This is a genomic window from Novosphingobium resinovorum (assembly GCF_027922145.1).
GTDB lineage: Bacteria > Pseudomonadota > Alphaproteobacteria > Sphingomonadales > Sphingomonadaceae > Novosphingobium > Novosphingobium resinovorum.
Genome location: NZ_BSFC01000030.1, coordinates 286,398 through 304,394, shown reverse-complemented (window position 1 = coordinate 304,394; position 17,997 = coordinate 286,398). Strand labels below are relative to the sequence as shown.

General features: G+C 65.8%; 19 protein-coding genes and 1 pseudogene. 10 read left to right on the top strand and 10 right to left on the bottom strand.

What is annotated here, in order from left to right:
• Positions 1 to 98 precede the first annotated feature (98 nt).
• Positions 99 to 2,144, top strand: coding sequence for a M13 family metallopeptidase (locus PKE80_RS19320; RefSeq protein WP_271183904.1), 2,046 nt, complete (start codon positions 99 to 101; stop codon positions 2,142 to 2,144).
• Positions 2,145 to 2,302: 158 nt separating this feature from the next.
• On the opposite strand, the gene PKE80_RS19315 is transcribed toward PKE80_RS19320, so the two are convergent.
• From PKE80_RS19315 to PKE80_RS19305, 3 genes are all read right to left on the bottom strand, one after another.
• Complete coding sequence (locus PKE80_RS19315) at positions 2,303 to 2,731, bottom strand: nuclear transport factor 2 family protein (protein ID WP_271183903.1); 429 nt, start codon at positions 2,729 to 2,731, stop codon at positions 2,303 to 2,305.
• Positions 2,732 to 2,808: 77 nt separating this feature from the next.
• Positions 2,809 to 3,159, bottom strand: coding sequence for a Rieske (2Fe-2S) protein (locus tag PKE80_RS19310; protein ID WP_008830733.1), 351 nt, complete (start codon positions 3,157 to 3,159; stop codon positions 2,809 to 2,811).
• A 21-nt stretch (positions 3,160 to 3,180) separates the two neighbouring features.
• A complete protein-coding gene (locus PKE80_RS19305) occupies positions 3,181 to 4,188 on the bottom strand; it encodes an NADP-dependent oxidoreductase (protein ID WP_271183902.1) in 1,008 nt (335 codons plus the stop codon).
• A gap of 118 nt (positions 4,189 to 4,306) precedes the next feature.
• On the opposite strand from PKE80_RS19305, the gene PKE80_RS19300 reads away from it, so the two are divergent.
• Together PKE80_RS19300 and PKE80_RS19295 are read left to right on the top strand one after the other, a co-directional pair.
• Positions 4,307 to 4,711, top strand: a complete 405-nt coding sequence (locus PKE80_RS19300; RefSeq protein ID WP_271183901.1) for a nuclear transport factor 2 family protein — start codon at positions 4,307 to 4,309, stop codon at positions 4,709 to 4,711.
• A gap of 29 nt (positions 4,712 to 4,740) precedes the next feature.
• Positions 4,741 to 5,610, top strand: a complete 870-nt coding sequence (locus PKE80_RS19295; protein WP_271183900.1) for an SMP-30/gluconolactonase/LRE family protein — start codon at positions 4,741 to 4,743, stop codon at positions 5,608 to 5,610.
• Here PKE80_RS19295 and gloA2 read toward each other — a convergent pair.
• The 6 genes and pseudogenes from gloA2 to PKE80_RS25350 form a co-directional block, all read right to left on the bottom strand.
• Positions 5,607 to 5,999: an SMU1112c/YaeR family gloxylase I-like metalloprotein gene (gene gloA2, locus PKE80_RS19290; protein WP_271183899.1), complete on the bottom strand. Its 393-nt coding sequence runs from the start codon at positions 5,997 to 5,999 to the stop codon at positions 5,607 to 5,609. The two genes, PKE80_RS19295 and gloA2, sit on opposite strands and share 4 nt — an antisense overlap.
• 46 nt (positions 6,000 to 6,045) lie before the next feature.
• On the bottom strand, positions 6,046 to 7,143 hold the full coding sequence (locus PKE80_RS19285; protein ID WP_271183898.1) for an NAD(P)/FAD-dependent oxidoreductase: 1,098 nt from the start codon (positions 7,141 to 7,143) through the stop codon (positions 6,046 to 6,048).
• A 1-nt stretch (position 7,144) separates the two neighbouring features.
• The gene (locus PKE80_RS19280; protein WP_271183897.1) at positions 7,145 to 8,233 is read right to left on the bottom strand and encodes a type III polyketide synthase; all 1,089 of its coding nucleotides are present in this window, start codon (positions 8,231 to 8,233) and stop codon (positions 7,145 to 7,147) included.
• Positions 8,230 to 9,489, bottom strand: coding sequence for a beta-ketoacyl-[acyl-carrier-protein] synthase family protein (locus PKE80_RS19275; RefSeq protein WP_271183896.1), 1,260 nt, complete (start codon positions 9,487 to 9,489; stop codon positions 8,230 to 8,232). The genes PKE80_RS19280 and PKE80_RS19275 overlap by 4 nt, the downstream gene beginning before the upstream one ends.
• Before the next feature lie 10 nt (positions 9,490 to 9,499).
• On the bottom strand, positions 9,500 to 9,730 hold the full coding sequence (locus PKE80_RS19270; RefSeq protein WP_271183895.1) for an acyl carrier protein: 231 nt from the start codon (positions 9,728 to 9,730) through the stop codon (positions 9,500 to 9,502).
• Positions 9,727 to 9,831 (bottom strand): annotated as a pseudogene (locus PKE80_RS25350) (DUF2147 domain-containing protein); the annotation flags it as partial. The gene PKE80_RS19270 and the pseudogene PKE80_RS25350, both read right to left, overlap by 4 nt.
• Before the next feature lie 297 nt (positions 9,832 to 10,128).
• Here PKE80_RS25350 and PKE80_RS19265 point away from each other — a divergent pair.
• From PKE80_RS19265 to PKE80_RS19250, 4 genes are all read left to right on the top strand, one after another.
• Complete coding sequence (locus PKE80_RS19265; protein WP_271183894.1) at positions 10,129 to 10,569, top strand: plastocyanin/azurin family copper-binding protein; 441 nt, start codon at positions 10,129 to 10,131, stop codon at positions 10,567 to 10,569.
• Positions 10,570 to 10,604: 35 nt separating this feature from the next.
• Positions 10,605 to 11,261 carry a methyltransferase domain-containing protein gene (locus PKE80_RS19260; protein ID WP_271183893.1) on the top strand — a complete coding sequence of 219 codons (657 nt, stop codon included), beginning with the start codon at positions 10,605 to 10,607 and terminating at the stop codon, positions 11,259 to 11,261.
• A 222-nt stretch (positions 11,262 to 11,483) separates the two neighbouring features.
• The gene (locus PKE80_RS19255; RefSeq protein WP_271183892.1) at positions 11,484 to 12,509 is read left to right on the top strand and encodes a glycosyltransferase family 2 protein; all 1,026 of its coding nucleotides are present in this window, start codon (positions 11,484 to 11,486) and stop codon (positions 12,507 to 12,509) included.
• Positions 12,510 to 12,612: 103 nt separating this feature from the next.
• The gene (locus PKE80_RS19250; protein WP_271183891.1) at positions 12,613 to 13,851 is read left to right on the top strand and encodes a DegT/DnrJ/EryC1/StrS family aminotransferase; all 1,239 of its coding nucleotides are present in this window, start codon (positions 12,613 to 12,615) and stop codon (positions 13,849 to 13,851) included.
• Positions 13,852 to 13,870: 19 nt separating this feature from the next.
• Here PKE80_RS19250 and PKE80_RS19245 read toward each other — a convergent pair whose 3' ends face one another.
• The gene (locus PKE80_RS19245) at positions 13,871 to 15,127 is read right to left on the bottom strand and encodes a glycosyltransferase family 4 protein (protein WP_271183890.1); all 1,257 of its coding nucleotides are present in this window, start codon (positions 15,125 to 15,127) and stop codon (positions 13,871 to 13,873) included.
• A 355-nt stretch (positions 15,128 to 15,482) separates the two neighbouring features.
• Between PKE80_RS19245 and PKE80_RS19240 the strand changes: the two genes are divergently transcribed.
• From PKE80_RS19240 to PKE80_RS19230, 3 genes are all read left to right on the top strand, one after another.
• Positions 15,483 to 16,940, top strand: coding sequence for a GMC oxidoreductase (locus PKE80_RS19240; RefSeq protein ID WP_271183889.1), 1,458 nt, complete (start codon positions 15,483 to 15,485; stop codon positions 16,938 to 16,940).
• The gene (locus PKE80_RS19235) at positions 16,937 to 17,374 is read left to right on the top strand and encodes a hypothetical protein (RefSeq protein ID WP_271183888.1); all 438 of its coding nucleotides are present in this window, start codon (positions 16,937 to 16,939) and stop codon (positions 17,372 to 17,374) included. Before PKE80_RS19240 ends, PKE80_RS19235 begins: the two co-directional genes overlap by 4 nt.
• A gap of 162 nt (positions 17,375 to 17,536) precedes the next feature.
• Complete coding sequence (locus PKE80_RS19230; protein WP_271183887.1) at positions 17,537 to 17,836, top strand: hypothetical protein; 300 nt, start codon at positions 17,537 to 17,539, stop codon at positions 17,834 to 17,836.
• Positions 17,837 to 17,997 lie beyond the last annotated feature (161 nt).

The following is a 17,997-nucleotide window of genomic DNA, read 5'->3' as shown; positions in this document are numbered from 1 at the left end:
GCGCAATTTTTTCGTATGCGCAGGCATCATCCGGCGCTAGTCCACCGGGCATGACAGAACCGGCGCGGTTCCCGCCGACGCCGCGAAAGGACCGCCCGATGAAGACTCGCATTCTTGCCGCGCTGCTGCTGTGCGCCGCGCCCTTCGCCATCGCCGCCACCGATCCGGCCCCCGCAGGCATCGACGAAGCCGCGATGGATACTTCGGTGAAGCCGGGCGACGAGTTCTACCTCTTCTCGAACGGCTCCTGGCTGGCCAAGGCCGAAATCCCCGCCGACCGCAGCCGCATCGGCTCCCACACCGTCGCCGCCGACGAGACCGAGCGCCAGCAGACCGCACTCATCCAGAAGATCCTCGGCCCCAGGCAGAAGCCCGGCACCGACGAGGCGAAGATCGGCGACTACTGGCGCGCCTACCTCGACACCGCCGCGATCGACAAGCTGGGCATCGCCCCGCTCAAGGCCGACCTGACGCGCTACGCGGCGATTCCGGACAAGGCCGCGCTGGTCAAGGTGCTGGGCGACCAGACCGAGGCCGACCTCGACCTGTTCAACAACAACAACGACATGTCGACCGAGAACCTGTTCGGCCTGTTCATCACCAAGGCGCTCAAGAGCGACGAGGTCGTGCCCTACCTGTTCCAGGGCGGCATCGCCCTGCCCGACCGCGAATACTACGTCTCGGCCGAACCGCGCATGGTCAAGATCAGGGCCGACTACCTCAAGTACATCGCCGACCTTCTGCGCCTGTCCGGCCTCGACCAGCCAGAAACGCGCGCCGCGCGTATCCTCGCGCTCGAAACCAAGATCGCGCAGGCCCACCCGAGCAAGGCGGAAACCGCCGACTTCACGCAAGGCGGCACCCTGTGGACCCGCGCCGAGTTCGCCGCGAAGGCCCCCGGTATGGACTGGGACGCCTACTTCACCGCCGCGCACATGCCCTCGCAGCAGACCTTCGACGTGTACAGCCCCGGCGCGATCACCGGCCTCGCCGCCCTCGTCGCTTCCGAGCCGCTGGCCGCGTGGAAGGACTGGCTGGCCTTCCACCGCATCAACGCGCAGACCGACGTGCTGCCCATGAAGTTCGACGCGCTGCACTTTGCGTTCTTCGACACCAACCTTTCGGGCACGCCGGAGCAGAAGACGCGCGAGAAGCGGGCGCTGGCTTCGATCAACAGCGACCTCGGCATGCCCTTTGGCAAGCTCTACGTGCGCGAATACTTCCCGCCGGCCGCCAAGGCGCAGGTGGAGGACATGTCCGCCCGCATCAAGCACGCCTTCGCCCGCCGCATCGACGCGCTCGACTGGATGAGCCCGGCGACGCGCACCGAGGCCAAGGCCAAGCTCGAAGGCATGGTCGTCGCGGTCGGCTATCCCGACGTGTGGCCCGACACCTCCATGATCGTCATCAAGCCGGGTCAGGCCTACGCCAACCGCATGTCGGCGATCCACGGCTATACGCTCCAACAGATTTCCAAGCTGGGCAAGCCGCAGGACCGGGGCGAATGGTGGATGACGCCGCAGCTCGTCAACGCGGTGAACCTGCCCGTGCAGAACGCGCTGAACTTCCCCGCCGCGATCCTGCAGAAGCCGTTCTTCGATCCGGCCGCCGACCTTGCTTCCAACTACGGCGCAATCGGCGCGGTGATCGGCCACGAGATCAGCCACAGCTTCGACGCCAGCGGCGCGGCGGTGGACGGCAACGGCATCCTGCGCGACTGGTGGACGAAGGAGGACCTTGCCCACTTCGAGGCGCAGACGCAGGCTCTGGTTGTTCAGTACGACGCCTACCAGCCGTTCCCCGACCTGCACCTCAACGGCAAGCTGGAACTGGGTGAGAACGGCGCCGACGTGGCGGGTCTTGCCGCCGCTTACGACGCCTACCGCGAAGCGCTGGGCAGCAAGGAACTGCCGGTGATAGACGGCTACACCGGCGACCAGCGCTTCTTCATCGCCTTCGCCCAGAGCTGGGGCGACAAGACCCGCGAAGGCGCGCTGCGCCGTCAGGTCATCGGCAACCCCCACGCCCCGGGCCAGTACCGCGCGCTGACCGTGCGCAACATCGATGCCTGGTACAAGGCGTTCGACATCAAGCCGGGCGACAAGCTGTACCTGCCGCCCGAAAAGCGCGTGAAGCTGTGGTGATGTGAAAAGGGCGGGAGTGGAAACAAACACCCCGCCCGCTTTATCCGTCATCCCCGCGAAGGCGGGGACCCATCTGATGCTGGTGCAACTTGCGATGTCGTCAGATGGGTTCCCGCCTTCGCGGGAATGACAAGGAAAAGGTTCAGAGCCAGCGGTTCCTACACCCCGCGCGGCGCGTGCTGGCGGTGGATGTTGCGGAACGAGCGGCTCTTGAACAGCCACTTGCCTTCGATCTTCACGCAAGTGTCCTCGTAGACGCCGCGATCGCGCATGGTGATACCGTCCTGGTCGTAGACCTCGGAGGTGTAGCTGCGCATCACCGCGCTATCGCCGCTCACCTCAACCGAGCCGGGCCATGCCTCGAACATGATGCCGGGATAAGCCTTCATCGCCTCTATCCACATCGCGACGATCGCCGGACGGCCCTTGGTGGTGCCGAGTTCCGGATAGTCCGGCAGCGACCATTCCGCATCCTCGGCCCAGGTCGCGCCCCAGGCTTCGGAGTCGCAGCGCGTCACCGCGTCGGCATAAGTCTCAAGCAGTTCACGGATGGCGAGGCGGTCCTCGAACGGGCCGGTAAAGGGCATTTCAGCATTCTCCCAAATCGTTTCAGGCAGATGCTAGCCCCTGCTCCGGCGCGCGAAACTATGCCTTGTGCGAGTAATTACGCCCCCACCGGTCGTTCGTTCGGCCCCGGCGCCTCGTCCGGCACGGCCACCTCGATCATGCCGCCCTCGATCCGCAGCGGGAACACGCGAAGGTCCGCGTAGGCGCCGCCGATGCAGCGTCCGGTCGCGGCTTCGAAGCGCGCGCCGTGCAGCGGGCACATGATCGCCCCACGCCGCACGCGGCCGGGCGAGAGCAGCGCCGCCTGATGGGTGCAGCGGTCGTTCACGGCGCGAAAGCCGTCCTCGACCTTGACGATCAGCACGCTCCAGCCGCCCAGCATGATCGCCGCCTTGCCTTCCTCGGGAAAGTCGGCCTCGGCGATGACGGAGTGGAAGGTTTCGCTCATGGTAGCCATCGTATCCAGAACTCAGATGCAAACCAGCGTCTTGCCGATGGTACGGCCGGACATGAGGTCGATGAAGGCGGCGGGCAGGTTCTCGAACCCGTTGCGCAGATTGGCGAGCGGACGCAGCTTTCCTTCGGCCACCCATTGGTCCAGCTCCGCCTGCGCCTCGGCCAGCACATGCGGATAATCGTAAGTGATGAAGCCCTGCATCTTGATGCGGTTCACCACCAGCTGCCAGAGCGTCTTGACGCCGTAAGGGTGATCGGCATCGTTGTACTGGCCGATCATGCCGCACACCGCGACGCGCCCGTGGAGGCGCATCAGCGGCAGGATTGCTTCAAGCATCTCGCCGCCGACGTTGTCGAAATAGACGTCGATGCCCTCGGGCGCGACTTTCGCGATTTCGGCGGCGATGTCGGGCGTGGCGCGATAGTCGATCGCGGCATCGAAGCCGAGTTCGCGGATGACTTCGGCCTTCTCCGGAGAACCGACGATGCCTATCACCCGGCATCCCTTGGCCTTGGCGATCTGACCCACCGTCGAACCCGTCGCCCCGGCGGCGGCGCTGACCAGCACGGTCTCGCCCGCCTTGGCCTCACCCACCGCGAAAAGGCCCACCCACGCGGTCAGGCCGACCGGGCCGAGCGCGCCCATGTAGTGGTGGAGATCCGTGCCCGCCTGCTGGTGCACCGTCTCCAGCCCCCAGCTCTCGCCCGAGAGGATATAGTGATCCTGCCACGTGGCGAAGGCGCGCACGAACGTGCCCACCGGGTAATCCGCATTGTTGGACTGCACGACCTCGCCAAGCGACATGCCGTTGATCGGCGCACCCAGCGCGACCGGCTCGATGTAGCTGGGCCGGTCGTCGAGGAAGCCGCGGATCGCCGGATCTACCGACCCGACCCGCATGGCCACCAGGAACTCACCGTCACCCGGCTCGGGCATCTCCACCTCTGCGAGTGTAAAGTCCTCGGGCACCGGCATCCCGTCAGGGCGCCGCGCCAGCAATATCTGTCTTACCTTTCCCATCCCCCTTGCTTACCCGCGCCGGGCCCGAGCGGAAGGCTGTTCTAAACGCTAGGTTCGCCACCCGGGCACCGGAGGCAAACTCCGCCGCAAAGATAGATGTGGAGCAGGATTCATGAGCATGTCCCCCGAAGAAATCGCTCGGCTCGTCGATGCCCTCTACGCCGCCGCCGGCGCGGGCGACTGGGAGACGGCGAACGCAATGCTCACTGATGATTTCGTGGCCTATGAAGCCGACTCCCTGCCGATGGCCGGCGCTTATCGCGGCAAGACCGGCCTGCAAGACCTGTTCGCCAAGGCCATGGGCATGGCCGACGTCGTCGGGCTCGACCGCAGCGACCTGCTGACCGGCAAGGACAGCGCCATCGCGGTACTGACGATGCGTTTCGCCGACCCTGCACTCAAGCCCGCCGAACTGTGCGAGATGTTCCGTTTCCGCGACGGCAAGTGCTGCGAGATCAAGCCGTACTATTACGATCCTGCCGCCTTCAACGCCGCCGCGGCCGCCAAGGCGGAGGCAGCCTGACCGGCAGCGGTCCGTTCAGCGCGCGCCTCATGACCCTGCCCCCGTTCGAGATCGTCGCCGAAGGCCACGACTTCATCGAGGCACCGCGCATTTCCGCCGAAGGCGAGGTCTGGTTCGCGGATCTCACCGGGAAAGGCGTCTACCGCAACAGCCCGGGACAGGCGACAGAACTGATGCTGCCCGACCGGCTATGGGTGGGCGGCATCGTTTTCGACGATTCCGGCAAAGTCCTGTGCAGCGGGCGGGGCGGCATCGTCGCGCTCGACCCTGCGACGGGCGCTACGCGCGAGGTCCTCACGCGGATCGAAGACATGCCGGTCGTCGCGGTCAACGACATGGAAGGCGACGGGCGCGGCGGCCTCTTCGCCGGCACTATCGATTTCGAGGCGATCTTCGAAACCGGCAAGAAGCCTTCCCCCGGCCTGTTCTTCCACTTGTCCGGCGACGGCGAAGTCACGGTGCTGCGCCGCGACGTCGTCGCATCCAACGGCATCGCGGCAAGCCCTTGTGGGACGTGGCTCTATCACATGGAAACCACGCGCGGCATCTGGCGCTATCCGCTTGCGCCGGACGGCCTGCCCGGAGCGGGCGAACTGCTGGTGGAACTGGAGGACGGCGACGGGCTGACGCTGGATACCGCCGGAAACCTCTGGGCCGCCTGCTGGAATACCGCGCGCCTGCGTCGCTTTGCCCCGGACGGGACGCAGACCGACGACCTGCCGCTCCCTTACCCGCATGTGGTCAGCGTGGCATTCGGCAGCCACGATCCGGACTGGCTCTACGTCAGTACCGGCGGCAACGTCGATGCGCCGCGCTCAGGCGCGGTACTGCGCATGAAGGTCGACGTGCCCGGCCTGCCGGGGCCGACGACGCGGCTGCGTACTCTCTGCCAGGTTTAACTCCCGGCTGACTGTTCGTAGAGTTCCAGGGGCAGACCGTCGGGGTCGTTGAAGAACGTGAAACGGGCGCCGGTATGCTCGTCCCGGCGCAGCGGTTCGCAAGTCACGCCATTTTCCGCGAGCCGCGCGACCGCCACGTCGATGTCTGCGGTCGCGAAGGCGAGATGGCGCAGCCCGGTGGCTTCGGGATACGAAGGGCGCGCGGCCGGCGCCGGGAACGAGAACAGTTCCAGTTGGGCCGCCCCGATGCGCAAATCGCACTTCCACGACTGGCGCTCCTCCCGGTAGACCTCACGGATGATCTCCATTCCGAGAATTTCCGTATAGAAGCGCCGGGACACGGCGTAGTCGGTGCAGATCAGGGCGACGTGATGGATAGTGGTGAACATGGTGGAAGGTGGTCTACCGAACCCTTCTCCCTGGTGCCAGTGCCCATCAAGGCCCGCTCCAGTCCGGCAACCGTGTCGCCCGCGCCGCATGTGTCAGCAGGGCAGGATAAAGACGCGCCAGCCAATACGCGGCATGGCGAAACGCGGGCGCTTCGAACCCGTTCTGCAATATCGTCGCGCGCGCGATCTGGCGGCGGGTCTCTGCAGCGAGCAGCCGGTGATAGGTCCCCGCGCTTTCCCCCGCGAGGACGCAGCCTGCCGCCAGCAACCCGCTGCGCAAGGCGATGGCCATGCCGTCGCCGGTCAGCGAAGGTGTCATCGCCCAGCGATCGCCGAGGAACATTGCCCCGGCTATGTCCGTGCCATGGCCCCGGGGCGGCGGACCGTAGCCGAGGTTGGCGATGGCGAGCGGTCTTGCGAACAGCGGCTCCGCATCGGCAAGTATCCGCTGAAGTTGCGACGTGCCATCCAGACATGCGCGCACGCCCTGCCAGTCTCCGCCAAGCCGCGCGAACGCCTGCGCGCGCAGTACGAGGCACAAGTTGGCCCGGCCATTCTCGACCAACTGCAATCCCGCATAGCCACCATCCAGCAGTGCCAGAACGATCGTTTCCGCCAGTTGCCGCGCAGCGGACGGGGCGAGGCGATAGTGCATCTTGAAGCCCACATGTCCGTTGGCGATGCGAGCGGGGGCTTTCTCGCCCCGGATCGGCAGCTTGCCGGTGGCGATCAGCACCTGACGCCCCTCGCGCTCGCCGACGTTCGTGCGGGCGACGTGTCCGTCCAGCTCCGTCACGCGCACACCGCGCTCGACGCGGGCGCCGTTCGCCGCGGCCTGGCTTATCAGCGCTTCGTCCAGAACGTGGCGACTGAGGCCTAGCGCCGCGAACGGCAGTGCAGCCTCGACTTCCCGGTTCTCCCACACAAGGCGCATCCGGTGGATCGGCACGGCGCCCAGATCCAGCGGCTCGACCCCCAGTTGCCGCAGATGCGCCACGGCCTCGACCGACAGGAATTCTCCACAGACCTTGTGATGCGCCCCGGTCTCGCGTTCGAGCAGGTGCACGTCGCCTCCACCGCGCGCGATCAGGCAGGCGGCGGCGCTGCCGGCCAGCCCACCGCCGAGGATCAGTGCATCGGCCACCTCAGCCCTCGATCGTGAAGCGGAAGCTTTCCGCCGCCATTCCCGGACCGAAGGCCAGCGCCAGACCCGGCCCGCGCGCCTTGCAGTCCAGCATCTGCGCCAGGATGAACATCAGCGTCGCCGAGGACATGTTGCCCCGGTCTCGCAGCACCGAACGCGAAGGCGCCAGCGCTTCTGCGCCAAGGCCGAACCCCTGCTCCACCGCGTCGAGAATGGTACGCCCGCCCGCATGCACCGCCCACAGCGCGAAGTCGCCGGGCGATCCCCCGCGCAACAGGCCGAGCGCATCCTCGCGCTTCGCCTCCCAAGCGAGGGCGGTCGCGATCCGGGCGGGCACTTCGCCGCCAAGATGCATGTCGAAACCCTGGTCGCGAATGTTCCAAGTGATGGCGTCGGCCGTGCCCGGGATCGTGACCGCCCGGAAGTCCCGCAGGGCGATGCCGCCCTCCTGCGCGGTCACCAGCGCCGCCGCCGCACCGTCGCCGAACAGCAGCATGGCGAGCAGGCTCGGCAGGTCGTCGCTGCGCTGGAAATGGATGCTGCACAGTTCGAGCGTCACCACCAGCACCCGCGCACAAGGCTCGGAACGGACGATGTGATGCGCCAGCCGCAGGGAATTCACCGCCGCGTAACACCCCATGAAGCCGACCACCGTACGCTCGACACCGGGGTCCAGCCCCGCCCCCGCGACAATCGCCTGGTCGAGCCCCGGCGCCATGAAGCCCGTGCACGAAGCGACGATCAGGTGCGTGATGCCGGCCTGCGCGATGTCTGGGTCGAGCGCGGCGATGGCGTCCAGTGCAAGGCGCGGGGCATCGCGTTCGTAGCGCTCCATGCGGCTGCCGGTAGAGGGCCATGGGCCGCTGCCGTAGAAGCCTTCCCGGTCCGTGACGGTGCCGTCTTCCAGCGTCACCGGCTCCAGGAAGGAGAAGCGACGCTCGATCCCCGAACGGGCCGCCATGCGTTCGAACAAGTGGCGCATGCGATCGTCGCCGATCCGGGAGGTGACGAAGCGCAGGAAGGCATCGTGCACTTCGAACGGCGGATTGGCGGTGCCGATGCGATTGACGCGGGCGATCGTGGCGGTCATGCGCGGCGTCCCACCAGGACGGCGTTGAGGCCGCCGAACGCGAAGCTGTTCGATACGAGAACGTCGGGCGCGAACTCTTGCGCCGCAAGGACCAGCGGCAGGTCGCAATCGGGATCGGGGCCGAGGTGATTGAGCACGGGGGGAGCGATTCCTTCGGACAGCGCCACAAGACCGAGCAGGAACTCGATGGCTCCGGTCGCGCCGATCATGTGGCCATGGGCGGACTTCGTGGCGATGACCCGGTGATGCGCCAGTGCAGGGCCGTAGACACGATGCATCGCGGCGGCCTCGGCCGGGTCGTTCAGCGCCGTGCCGGTGCCGTGCGCGGAAACGAGCGCGGGAGTATCGATGCCGATACCGGCATCTTCGTGGGCCGCTCGGATGGCGGAGGCGATGCCCTCAACGTCGGGCGCGGTCATGTGCGTGGCATCGCTCGACACCCCGTAGCCGGCAAGTTCGCCGAGAACGCGCGCGCCGCGAGCCTGCGCGTGACGTTCGCTCTCCAGCACCAGCACCGCGGCGCCCTCGCCAAGCACCATGCCGCGGCGATCGCGCGAGAAGGGGCGGCAGGTATCGGGGGCCAACACGCCAAGGGACTGCCACCCGGTAAGGGAGCCGCGCGTCAGGCATGCCTCCGCTCCACCGGCAATGACCACGTCCGCCCGCCCGGCGCGGATCATGTGCATCGCTTCGCCGAGCGCCTGTGCCGAGGAGGCGCAGGCGCCGGAAAGGGTCAGCACCGGCCCGTGCACGCCAAGCAGCATGGAAAGCTGCGCGGCAGGAGCGGCGATCATCGAGCTGGGAATCGTCTGCGGATGGACCCTGGACTGCCCTGCCGCGAACAGCCGTTCATAAGCGGTCTCGATCGTCCCGTTGCCGCCGCTGCCGCAGCCGAGCAAGATAGCGGTTCGCTGCACCAGAGCAGGGTGCGCGAGCAGGCCCGCATGCGTCACCGCCTCCAGCCCGGCTTCGAGCGCGAAGGAGGAAAGCCTGTCCAGCTTGCCGAGCCGACGCAGCCGCTCCGGATCAACATTGCCCAGAAGGGCCGAACGATGCAGGGCCGAACGTTGCAGAGATTGCCCTACGGCCTCGTGAGCTTTGTCGTCGTCGAACCATGCCGCGATCCCCTCCGGCGCCGGAGGTTCGAGCGGGCGGATCGCGCCATCACCGCCCCGCACGCGCTCCCAGTTCACCCCGACCCCGCGACCAAGCCCACTTACGCAGCCCAGTCCGGTTATCAGCACCCGGTTGGTCATTGCCGCGCCATCATGACGCCAGCGGCACACCGATGCGATCGAACAACTGCCGCAAGGTCATCTCGCGCGTGAGTTCCTCGGGCTGGATTTCGATCCCGTAGCGATCTTCGAGTTCGAAGAGCATCGAAACAAGGTCGATCGAGGAAATGTCGAGCGTGGCCAGCGTCGCATCGGGTTGCAATCGTTCGATCGGAAGTCCCGTTTCCTGCGCGATCAGCGCCAGGATGTCGTCGTTGGTCATCCATGTTTCTCCTTGAACCGGGTCCAGTGCCGGGTGCGGCACATCAACAGAAGGCATCCCGTCACGTCGAGGCTCTCGCCCGGCGAGAGGCGGATCGCGGCGCGATAGGTACGATCCCGCCGCCTTCATCGGTCAACGATCGTCCGTAGACAACTGCTCGTGCCACGGTGCCCCGGGGGAATTCGCCGATCGTGAGTGCGCAGGCCACTGCCATGCATATGCCCTTCATCGCAACGCTCCCACGCGATATCTTCACGAGACTGCTCGCTTTTTCCGGCCCCGGCAAGTCCCGCGAGATGACGGCAATTACGCTTCTGTCCCGCCCTGAAAGGTGAGATACTGCAGCAGCCTCCGGCAACATGAGGCACATGGGCCGCAAGGGGGCAGGAGATTCGCAAATGACCTCCGTTAACATTTCCGGCATTCGTCTAATCGCCCCCTGCATGATCGCCATCGCCATGCTGACTCTCGCTCCGGTCGAGGCATCCCGGGGCGCGCCTGCCGCGCTCGACTGGAGCCATGCCGAAACGCTTGACGTCCAGCTTTCCAGCTTCCAGTTCAGCCCCTCCACCATCACGTTGCAGCATGGCCAGGCCTACGACCTGCACTTCGCCAACGTATCATCCGGCGGCCATGATTTCACGGCGAAGGAATTCTTCGCGGCTGCGCAGATCATGGATTCCGATCGCGCAAGGGTTTCCGGCGGCAAGGTGGCGGTCGATGCCGGGCACAGCGTAGATGTCCATCTCGTCGCGCCGATGGCCGGCACCTACAAGGTGCGCTGCACGCACTTCATGCATAGCACTTTCGGCATGACCGGCGAGATTGTGGTTCAGTGAACGACCTGTCGATCCGGTCACGCCGGGAAGAGCAGATGGATGCCCCGGACCTCGATCCGCTCGTCTACGCGAAGGTCCTGAGCGATCTGGCACGGGTCAACCGCTGGACCTTCACCACCCACTCGACGACGGCGTTCCTGCAGCGGGCGCTCGGCGAAGCGAAGTCGTTCAGCCTGCTCGACGTCGGGTTCGGTCATGGCGACCTGCTACGCACGGTGGCCCGGTGGGCTGTCCGGAGGGGCATCGCCGCAACCTTGGTGGGCGTCGATCTCAACCCCGCCAGCGAAGGACTCGCCCGTGCGGCGACCCCGCCGGGGCTCGGCGTGGACTACCGCACCGGAGACTATGCCGCGCAGCCCGAGAGCTTCGATTTCATCGTCAGCAGCCAGGTCGCGCATCACATGAGCGACGATCAACTCGACCGGTTCCTGCACCACATGGAGATCAGGGCGCGGCGGGGATGGCTGATCTGCGACCTGCATCGCCACCGCTTCGCCTATTATGGCTTCCCCCTGCTCGCCCGCGTCATGGGCGTCCACCGCATCGTACGCGAGGACGGGCAGCTTTCCATCGCGCGCTCGATGCGACCCGGCGAATGGCCGGCAAGACTTGCCGAAGCGGGGCTCGATCCGGAACGTATCCGCATAGTCAGGCGCGCACCTTTCCGCATCGCCATCGAACGTAGGTTCTAAATGGACCGATGATCACATGTACGCATAGAGCGCCTTGCGTATCCTGATATATCAGAGGGCACAATTACCCTCTCTTATCAATACTCCCGACTCCAAGCCATGAAAATCGGCCATTATTTACAATAACGCAGTAACACTAATGCCGCCCCCATGTAGACGCATTTTGTTACATATGGTGTATTTCAGCTCGCGGGAGGCACTGCCTCAAATCCTGGAAATCGTATGCCGACGCTTTCGATTTGCATTCCCACCTACAATCGTTCCGCCTGCCTGGCGGAACTGCTCGACAGCATTCTCGCAGAGAATAGCGGTGACGTGGAAGTGGTCGTCGGGGACGATGCCTCTCCTGACGATACCGAGGCGGTCGCCGGAGCCTATGCCGACCGCCTCGCGCATTTCATCTACTTCCGACACCCGATCAACATCGGGGTGGACGGCAATATCGCCGCCGTAGCCGCCCGGGCGACGGGAGACTACGTCTGGCTGATGGGCGATGACGACCGGATCGAGCGAGGCGGCATCCGCCGGGTTCTTTCGGCGCTGGCGGCCTGGCCGGACACGGTGGCATTGACCGTCGGCGTGGTGGATTACGATGTAACGATGCGTCGGATGACGGGTATCCGCAAGATGCCCAGGACTCAGTGCTTCACCGGGATCGGCCCGGCCTTCAGCCATCTTGCCGAACTGCTCGGCTTCATCTCGGCCACCCTCGTGCGGCGCAGCGATTGGGAAGCAGCAGCCACGGATCCCCGTGCCCGGGCGATGACGAACCTCTATTCGCAGGTATATATCGAGGGTCTTGCCGTCGGCGCCCGGGGCAAATGGGGCGTGATCGAGGAGCCTTGCGTCGGCTTCCGTTCAGGAAACGACCAACTCAAGCGCCGTATCGGCTGGCTGGAGCGGTTGAAAGTCGATGTGCGCGCCTACGACGAGATCGCACAACTCCTGTTCCCCGAGGACCGCCGCGTCCGCCGCGCCATGGCCGGACGGATTTTCGAGACCCACGTGATCGCGCGGATCCTCAACGCCAAATCGGAGGGTACGACCGTGCGTGACGCGCTTCTGGCCGCACTCTATCTGACGCGCCGCTACTTCGCGCTGCCACGGTTCTGGGCCATCGGCCTGCCGCTGTTGATCGCTCCGCGCGCGCTCGTGCGGGGGATCCGACGCATCTACCAGGACATGATCCATGGTTCCGGCAGCGGCCGCGCCCGCCAGTTCGCCCTCAATCCGGCAGTGAGACCGTAAAGACAAAAAAGGAGAAATCACCATCGGCCTCTTCAAGCCCATCGCGCCTGGTGCGCCTCTCGTCGACGTCCCCGACTTCCCCGGGGATTTCGGTCCCCTGCGCATGATCGACGGCATCGCACCGGACGAGTTGTCCCATCGACTGTCGGCTTTTGCGCCCAGAAGCCGGCGCCGCCTCCTGGCCTATGAACCGCGCCTCCCCACGACCGATGCAGTCGCGCCCTATCTCCGGCAGATCGACCAGGCCCGCATGTACTCCAACCAGGGGCCGCTGGTCAGGTCTTTGCAGAAGCGCCTGCAAACGTCCTTCGGACTGATCGACGGCAGCGTCATCACCACCAGCTCCGGCACGGCGGCGCTCATCGCCGCGATCATGGCCCATGCGGGGACCGCGACTCCGGGACGCCCTTATGCGGTGTGCCCGGCCTACACTTTCGTGGCGACCGCGGCGGCAGCCAGCCAGTGCGGTTACCAGCCCTACCTCGCCGACATCTGCGAAGAAAGCTGGACGCTGGACCCGGACCCGCTGGCGAACCATCCGCTGATCGAGCGGTTCGGCGTGGTCATCCCCGTCACGGCATATGGTCGGCCCATCGACGTCGAGCGCTGGGCGCGTTTCCAGCGCGAGACCGGCGTGAAAGTGATCATCGACGCCGCCGCCGCCATCGAGGCAGTCGCCGACGGTGCCATGGTCTGTGACGCACGCATTCCCCTCGCCCTCAGCTTCCACGCCACGAAGGCTTTCGGCTGCGGCGAAGGCGGCTGCGTCCTGTGGCCGGATCCGGCTCTTGCCGCCAGGGCATCGCAGGCGACCAACTTCGGCTTCATGGGTTCACGCAACAGCCAGACCGCCAGCCTGAACGGCAAGATGAGCGAGTATCATGCTGCCGTGGCCCTTGCCGAACTGGATGGGTGGGCTGTCAAGCGCGCCGATTTAAGCCGCGCAGCGCGTGCCTATCGCGCTGCGTTCGTGCAGGGAGGCCTGAACGCCGACACCCTGCTCACGGCGCCGCATATCGCATCCAACTACGTGGTCCATCGATGCGCCGATGCCACGACGGCGGAAGCCCTGCAGTCCGCTTTGGACATTGCCGGCATCGAGACGCGGTTCTGGTACGGGCGTGGCCTGCACTTGCACGACCATCTGGCAGACGTACCCCGCGACGAACTGCCCGTCACCGACCGACTTTCCGGCTCGCTGCTCGGCCTGCCGACGGGATCGGGATTGGCAGCGGCGGAGATCGCGCGGGTGGTCGCCGTGATCGCGGCGGAACAACACCGCCTGGCGATGATCGACGCGGTATCGCCTGTGGCCTGCGCCTCAGTCCCCGCGCCCGCTTGATAGGCTTAGCCTGTTAGGTTCAGACTGAGACGGCGACGGAGCCGCAAGGCCCCGCCGCCGCCACCGTGGCCCCACCCCCCGAGGCCCGGTTCGCAAGACAATCCTCACCAAGTGCCGCGACGCAGACCAGCGCCGCCTGGTCCTGCCAGCAGCGTCGCCGGGCCATGGCCTGTCCGGCCGCGATGGCGCGGTCGCGCCAGGCGGAGTCCGCCAGCACGGTGCGCACGCCGCGCAGCATGGAATCCACCGACAGTGGGTCGCAATAGATAACCCCCCGCCCGCACCGCTCCCACATCGACGGTATGTTCGAAACCACGACCGGGCAGCCGAAATGGGCCGCTTCGACCGGCGGTAACGGGCAGGCCTCGTAAAGCGAGGGGAACAGCAGGAAGCGCGCGTCGCGGTAGATGCGTGCGAGACTGGCCGCATCGTTGACCTGTCCGAGGAAGTGGATTCGGTCGGCAACGTCGTCCGGCACGTCGCATCGGGGCTGGCGCAGCACCCTGCCCGTCGCGCCGACGAAGACGAAGTGCAGCCCGTCTTCGCGTGCGAGGCGGATCGCCGCTTCAAGCGTACGCGCGAAATTCTTCCGATGCGACAGCGAGCCCACATAGAGGCCGTAGCCGGGCGGCGGCAGTCCCTCGACCTCGCCGGTGGAAGCGGCGATATCGGTGCTCCAGCCACCATTGGGCGCGACGCTGATGCGCGGCGCGGCGGCCGGAGCCAGCCGCACCAGGCGCTCGCGCTCCGTCTCCGAAACGGTGACGATCGCACGTGCAGCCCGCATCAGCAGCGGCAGCATCATCCGATGCCCGATCCGGTAGGTTAGCTTGTAGGCCCCGGGATGATCGAGGAACGAGACGTCATGGACCATCACCACCACGTCGGTGTCACGCTCCGTCAGCGACCGCGCGGGCGCACTGTTGCCAAGGCACAGGAGCGTCCCGCTGCGCGCATAGCCGGGCAGATCGAACTGCTCCCACAGCACGCCGCCGAACCTGCCAACCGTCTCGACCTTTATGTAGTCCAGAGAAAGGCGCTGCACCCATGGCCCCGGCGGCACCAGCAGCGTTACGTCTGCATCGACGGCCCCGCGCCCGAGCAGCCGGTCCAGCGCCACGGTGACCTCGCGGGCTGCGCGCTGCACGCCGGTCGCCTGCTGGACGAGGAAACGGCCGTTGATGAACAGACGAGGCACCGGCCGCTCCTCTCCCCCCGGCAAGTCATGGGACGAGCCGATGCGCGGATTTGCGTCGATCGATGCCTGTGTCGCCACGACATGTCCCCATGTTGCCACCTTGTGTCTAGCTTCGATAAATCGCGCATACCGACGACCGCTCCAACTGCACCATAAGGATTACTCCCATTTCGCGCGGAGAAATGGCAAGAAATGCTCCGAATAAAACGGTCGGTGAAAAACCTCAGATTAATCCAAATGACAAACCCGCTACCCCATTGGATTAATCAATCATGTCCATTTGCGCCGCCGCCCGAAGGGAAGAGACTGACACGAAGAAATTCAGTTCGCTGAAACCCAGGTACTTCGACAAGGACGCGGTTATCGTGGAAACATTTCGGTCCGAACCGCATCATCACCGGCCTTCTCGTCCATCTCATGCCGTCATTCCCGCATGACCAGGCTTGAAACGCAGGTCCGTGCCGAGGACGTCGCCGGGCAGCATTTCGACACGGTTGTGATCGGATCGGGCTTCGGATCGGGCTTCTTCCTGCATGAAGCGCTCAGGCATGGACGTGCCGGCAAGATTCTGGTGCTCGAATGGGGTGAGATCCGCAGCCATGCCGATCAGTGGGAAGACGGCCGGCAAAGCCGAATCGAACCGGGTTCGACGTTCGCCAACGAAGGCGATCATCCATGGAATTTCACGATCGGCTTCGGCGGCGGCACCAACTGCTGGTTCGCGCAGACACCGCGCTTCCACCCGACCGACTTCCGCCTGCACAGCTTTTACGGAACCGGCCGCGACTGGCCGTTCGACTATGCGGAGCTGGAGCCGTTCTACTGCGAGGCGGAAGACATCATGGCTATCTCGGGAGACGAGGCGATGGCGCAGGTGCTGCCGCGATCGCGCCCCTTCCCCCAGCCGCCGCACCACCCCTCGACCCCGGATGCGCGGCTGAAGCACGCCCGGCCCGACCTGCACTTCGTCATGCCCACCGCCCGCGCCCGCGTGGCGACCGCGACGCGGCCGTCCTGCTGCGCCAACCATCGCTGCTCGCTATGCCCGGTCGATGCGAAGTTCACCGCCAACAACGGGCTCATGGACGTGTTCCAGCACGCTTCCGTCAGCGTCTGCCCTGGCGCCGAGGTCACCCGTCTGGAGGCGGCGGCAGGCGTCGCACGATCGGTGAAGTTCCGCTCCGGAGGGCGCGAATTCACCGTGCATGGCGACCTTTTCGTGCTGGGCGCCAACGCCATCCATTCACCCGCCATCCTGCTGCGCTCCGGTATCGACCGGGGACCGGTCGGCAAGGGGCTGCACGAAGCTTACGGCATCGAGGTTGAAGCCATGCTCGACGGGATCGACAACTTCGACGGCAGCACGATCACCACCGGGCTCGACTACGGCGCCTACGACGGCCCGTTCCGCAAAAGCTCCGGTGCCGTGCTGCTCTATTTCGAGAACCGCTGGAAGTTCGGTTTCCGGACCGAGCCCGGGCGCTGGCGACAGACATTGCCGATCGTCATCGTCGCAGAGGAACTGCCGGACGACCGGAACGCCGTCGTGCTCGGCCCGGACGGACGAGCCAAGGTCGTCGGCGGCGAACCCGGCGCTTATGCCCTCGCCGGTGTCGAGCGGGCCTTCAAGCAGTTGCCGGACATCCTTTCCGGCATCCCGGTGGAGCGCATAGAGCGCCGCTCCGTGCGGCCGACCGAAAGCCATTTGCAGGGTAGCCTGCGCATGGGCGGCGATCCGCGCGATTCCGTGGTCGACGGCGGGCAGGTCCATCATGACCTGCGCAACCTCGTCGTCGTCGGGTCGAGCGTGTTTCCGACCTGCTCGGCCAGCAACCCCAGCCTGACCGTCGCCGCCATGTCGATCCGCGCAGCCCGACAGGTGCTGGCATGAGCGGGATCAGCCGCCGCACCGCGCTGGTCGGGATCGGCGTTGCCGGAATCGGCATCACGGGCGGGCTCGCCGGGTTCGTGGCCGGCAGTGAAAGTGCGGACGCCATGCGCGCGATCCTGCACCGCCTTGCCGGTCCCTTCACCATGAGCGACACCGACTTCGCCCTCTTCGTCAAGGATTTCAGCGCCCGCAACGGCCATCTCGGCCACATGGAAGCGGGCGCGCTGCGCCTTCTGGAGACAGTCGGCGGCGCCAGGCGCCTGGCCCTGCAGCAGCCTGGCATCGGCAAGCGCTTCGATACCTTCGACCGCAAGCTGCTGACCGAATTCGTCCTTGCCACCGGGCACGACGGGTCCGCCGATCCGGGTCATCTGGAATACCACGGCCTTTTCGCCGACAATCCCTGCAGCAACCCTTTCGCGCAACTGGGCTGAACGACCTAGCTCCAAAGGGTTAGCCGCAAGTCCAAGACGACCAGAAATGATGACGCCTTCATAGAAATGGCTTCGGACAATTGCTGACCTGATACTTGGGAAAGGGCGCTTGCGGCGCGCCCGGCACATTGCGGATTCACCAACCGGATCGAAGGGGTCGATATGCACGATGCTTCAGAAGCCGAACGCGACAGTGTGAGGGCCGACAGTGTCAGGGACTGCCTTGATCGTATCGCACGTACCAGCGCAGACATCGACTACCGCGACTTCGCGCCCGTATCCCACCAGCTGGCGACGATCTACGGACGACTGGCGGAGCGCGGGCTGCCCGCCAGTACCGTGGCCGTGGCGATGCTGGGGGCAACCGTGAACTTCTACGAATGCTTCGGACTGTCCGCCGAACTGCCCGGACAGTTGCGCGCTCTTGCGGACCTGATGGAATACGGAGGGCCGCTGTCCTGAGCTTTCGGCTGCGCTTCCGATACCGCCTACCCCTTCGGTAGCCCCCCATTCGCCCCTCTTCGCCAAAGCGGCGCGATTCCATACCTTTGGTTTTGTTGCAGTGCCGTCGCGGTCATACGCGGCACGGGATACAGTCTGTCCGCAACCGGAAACAGGATCGT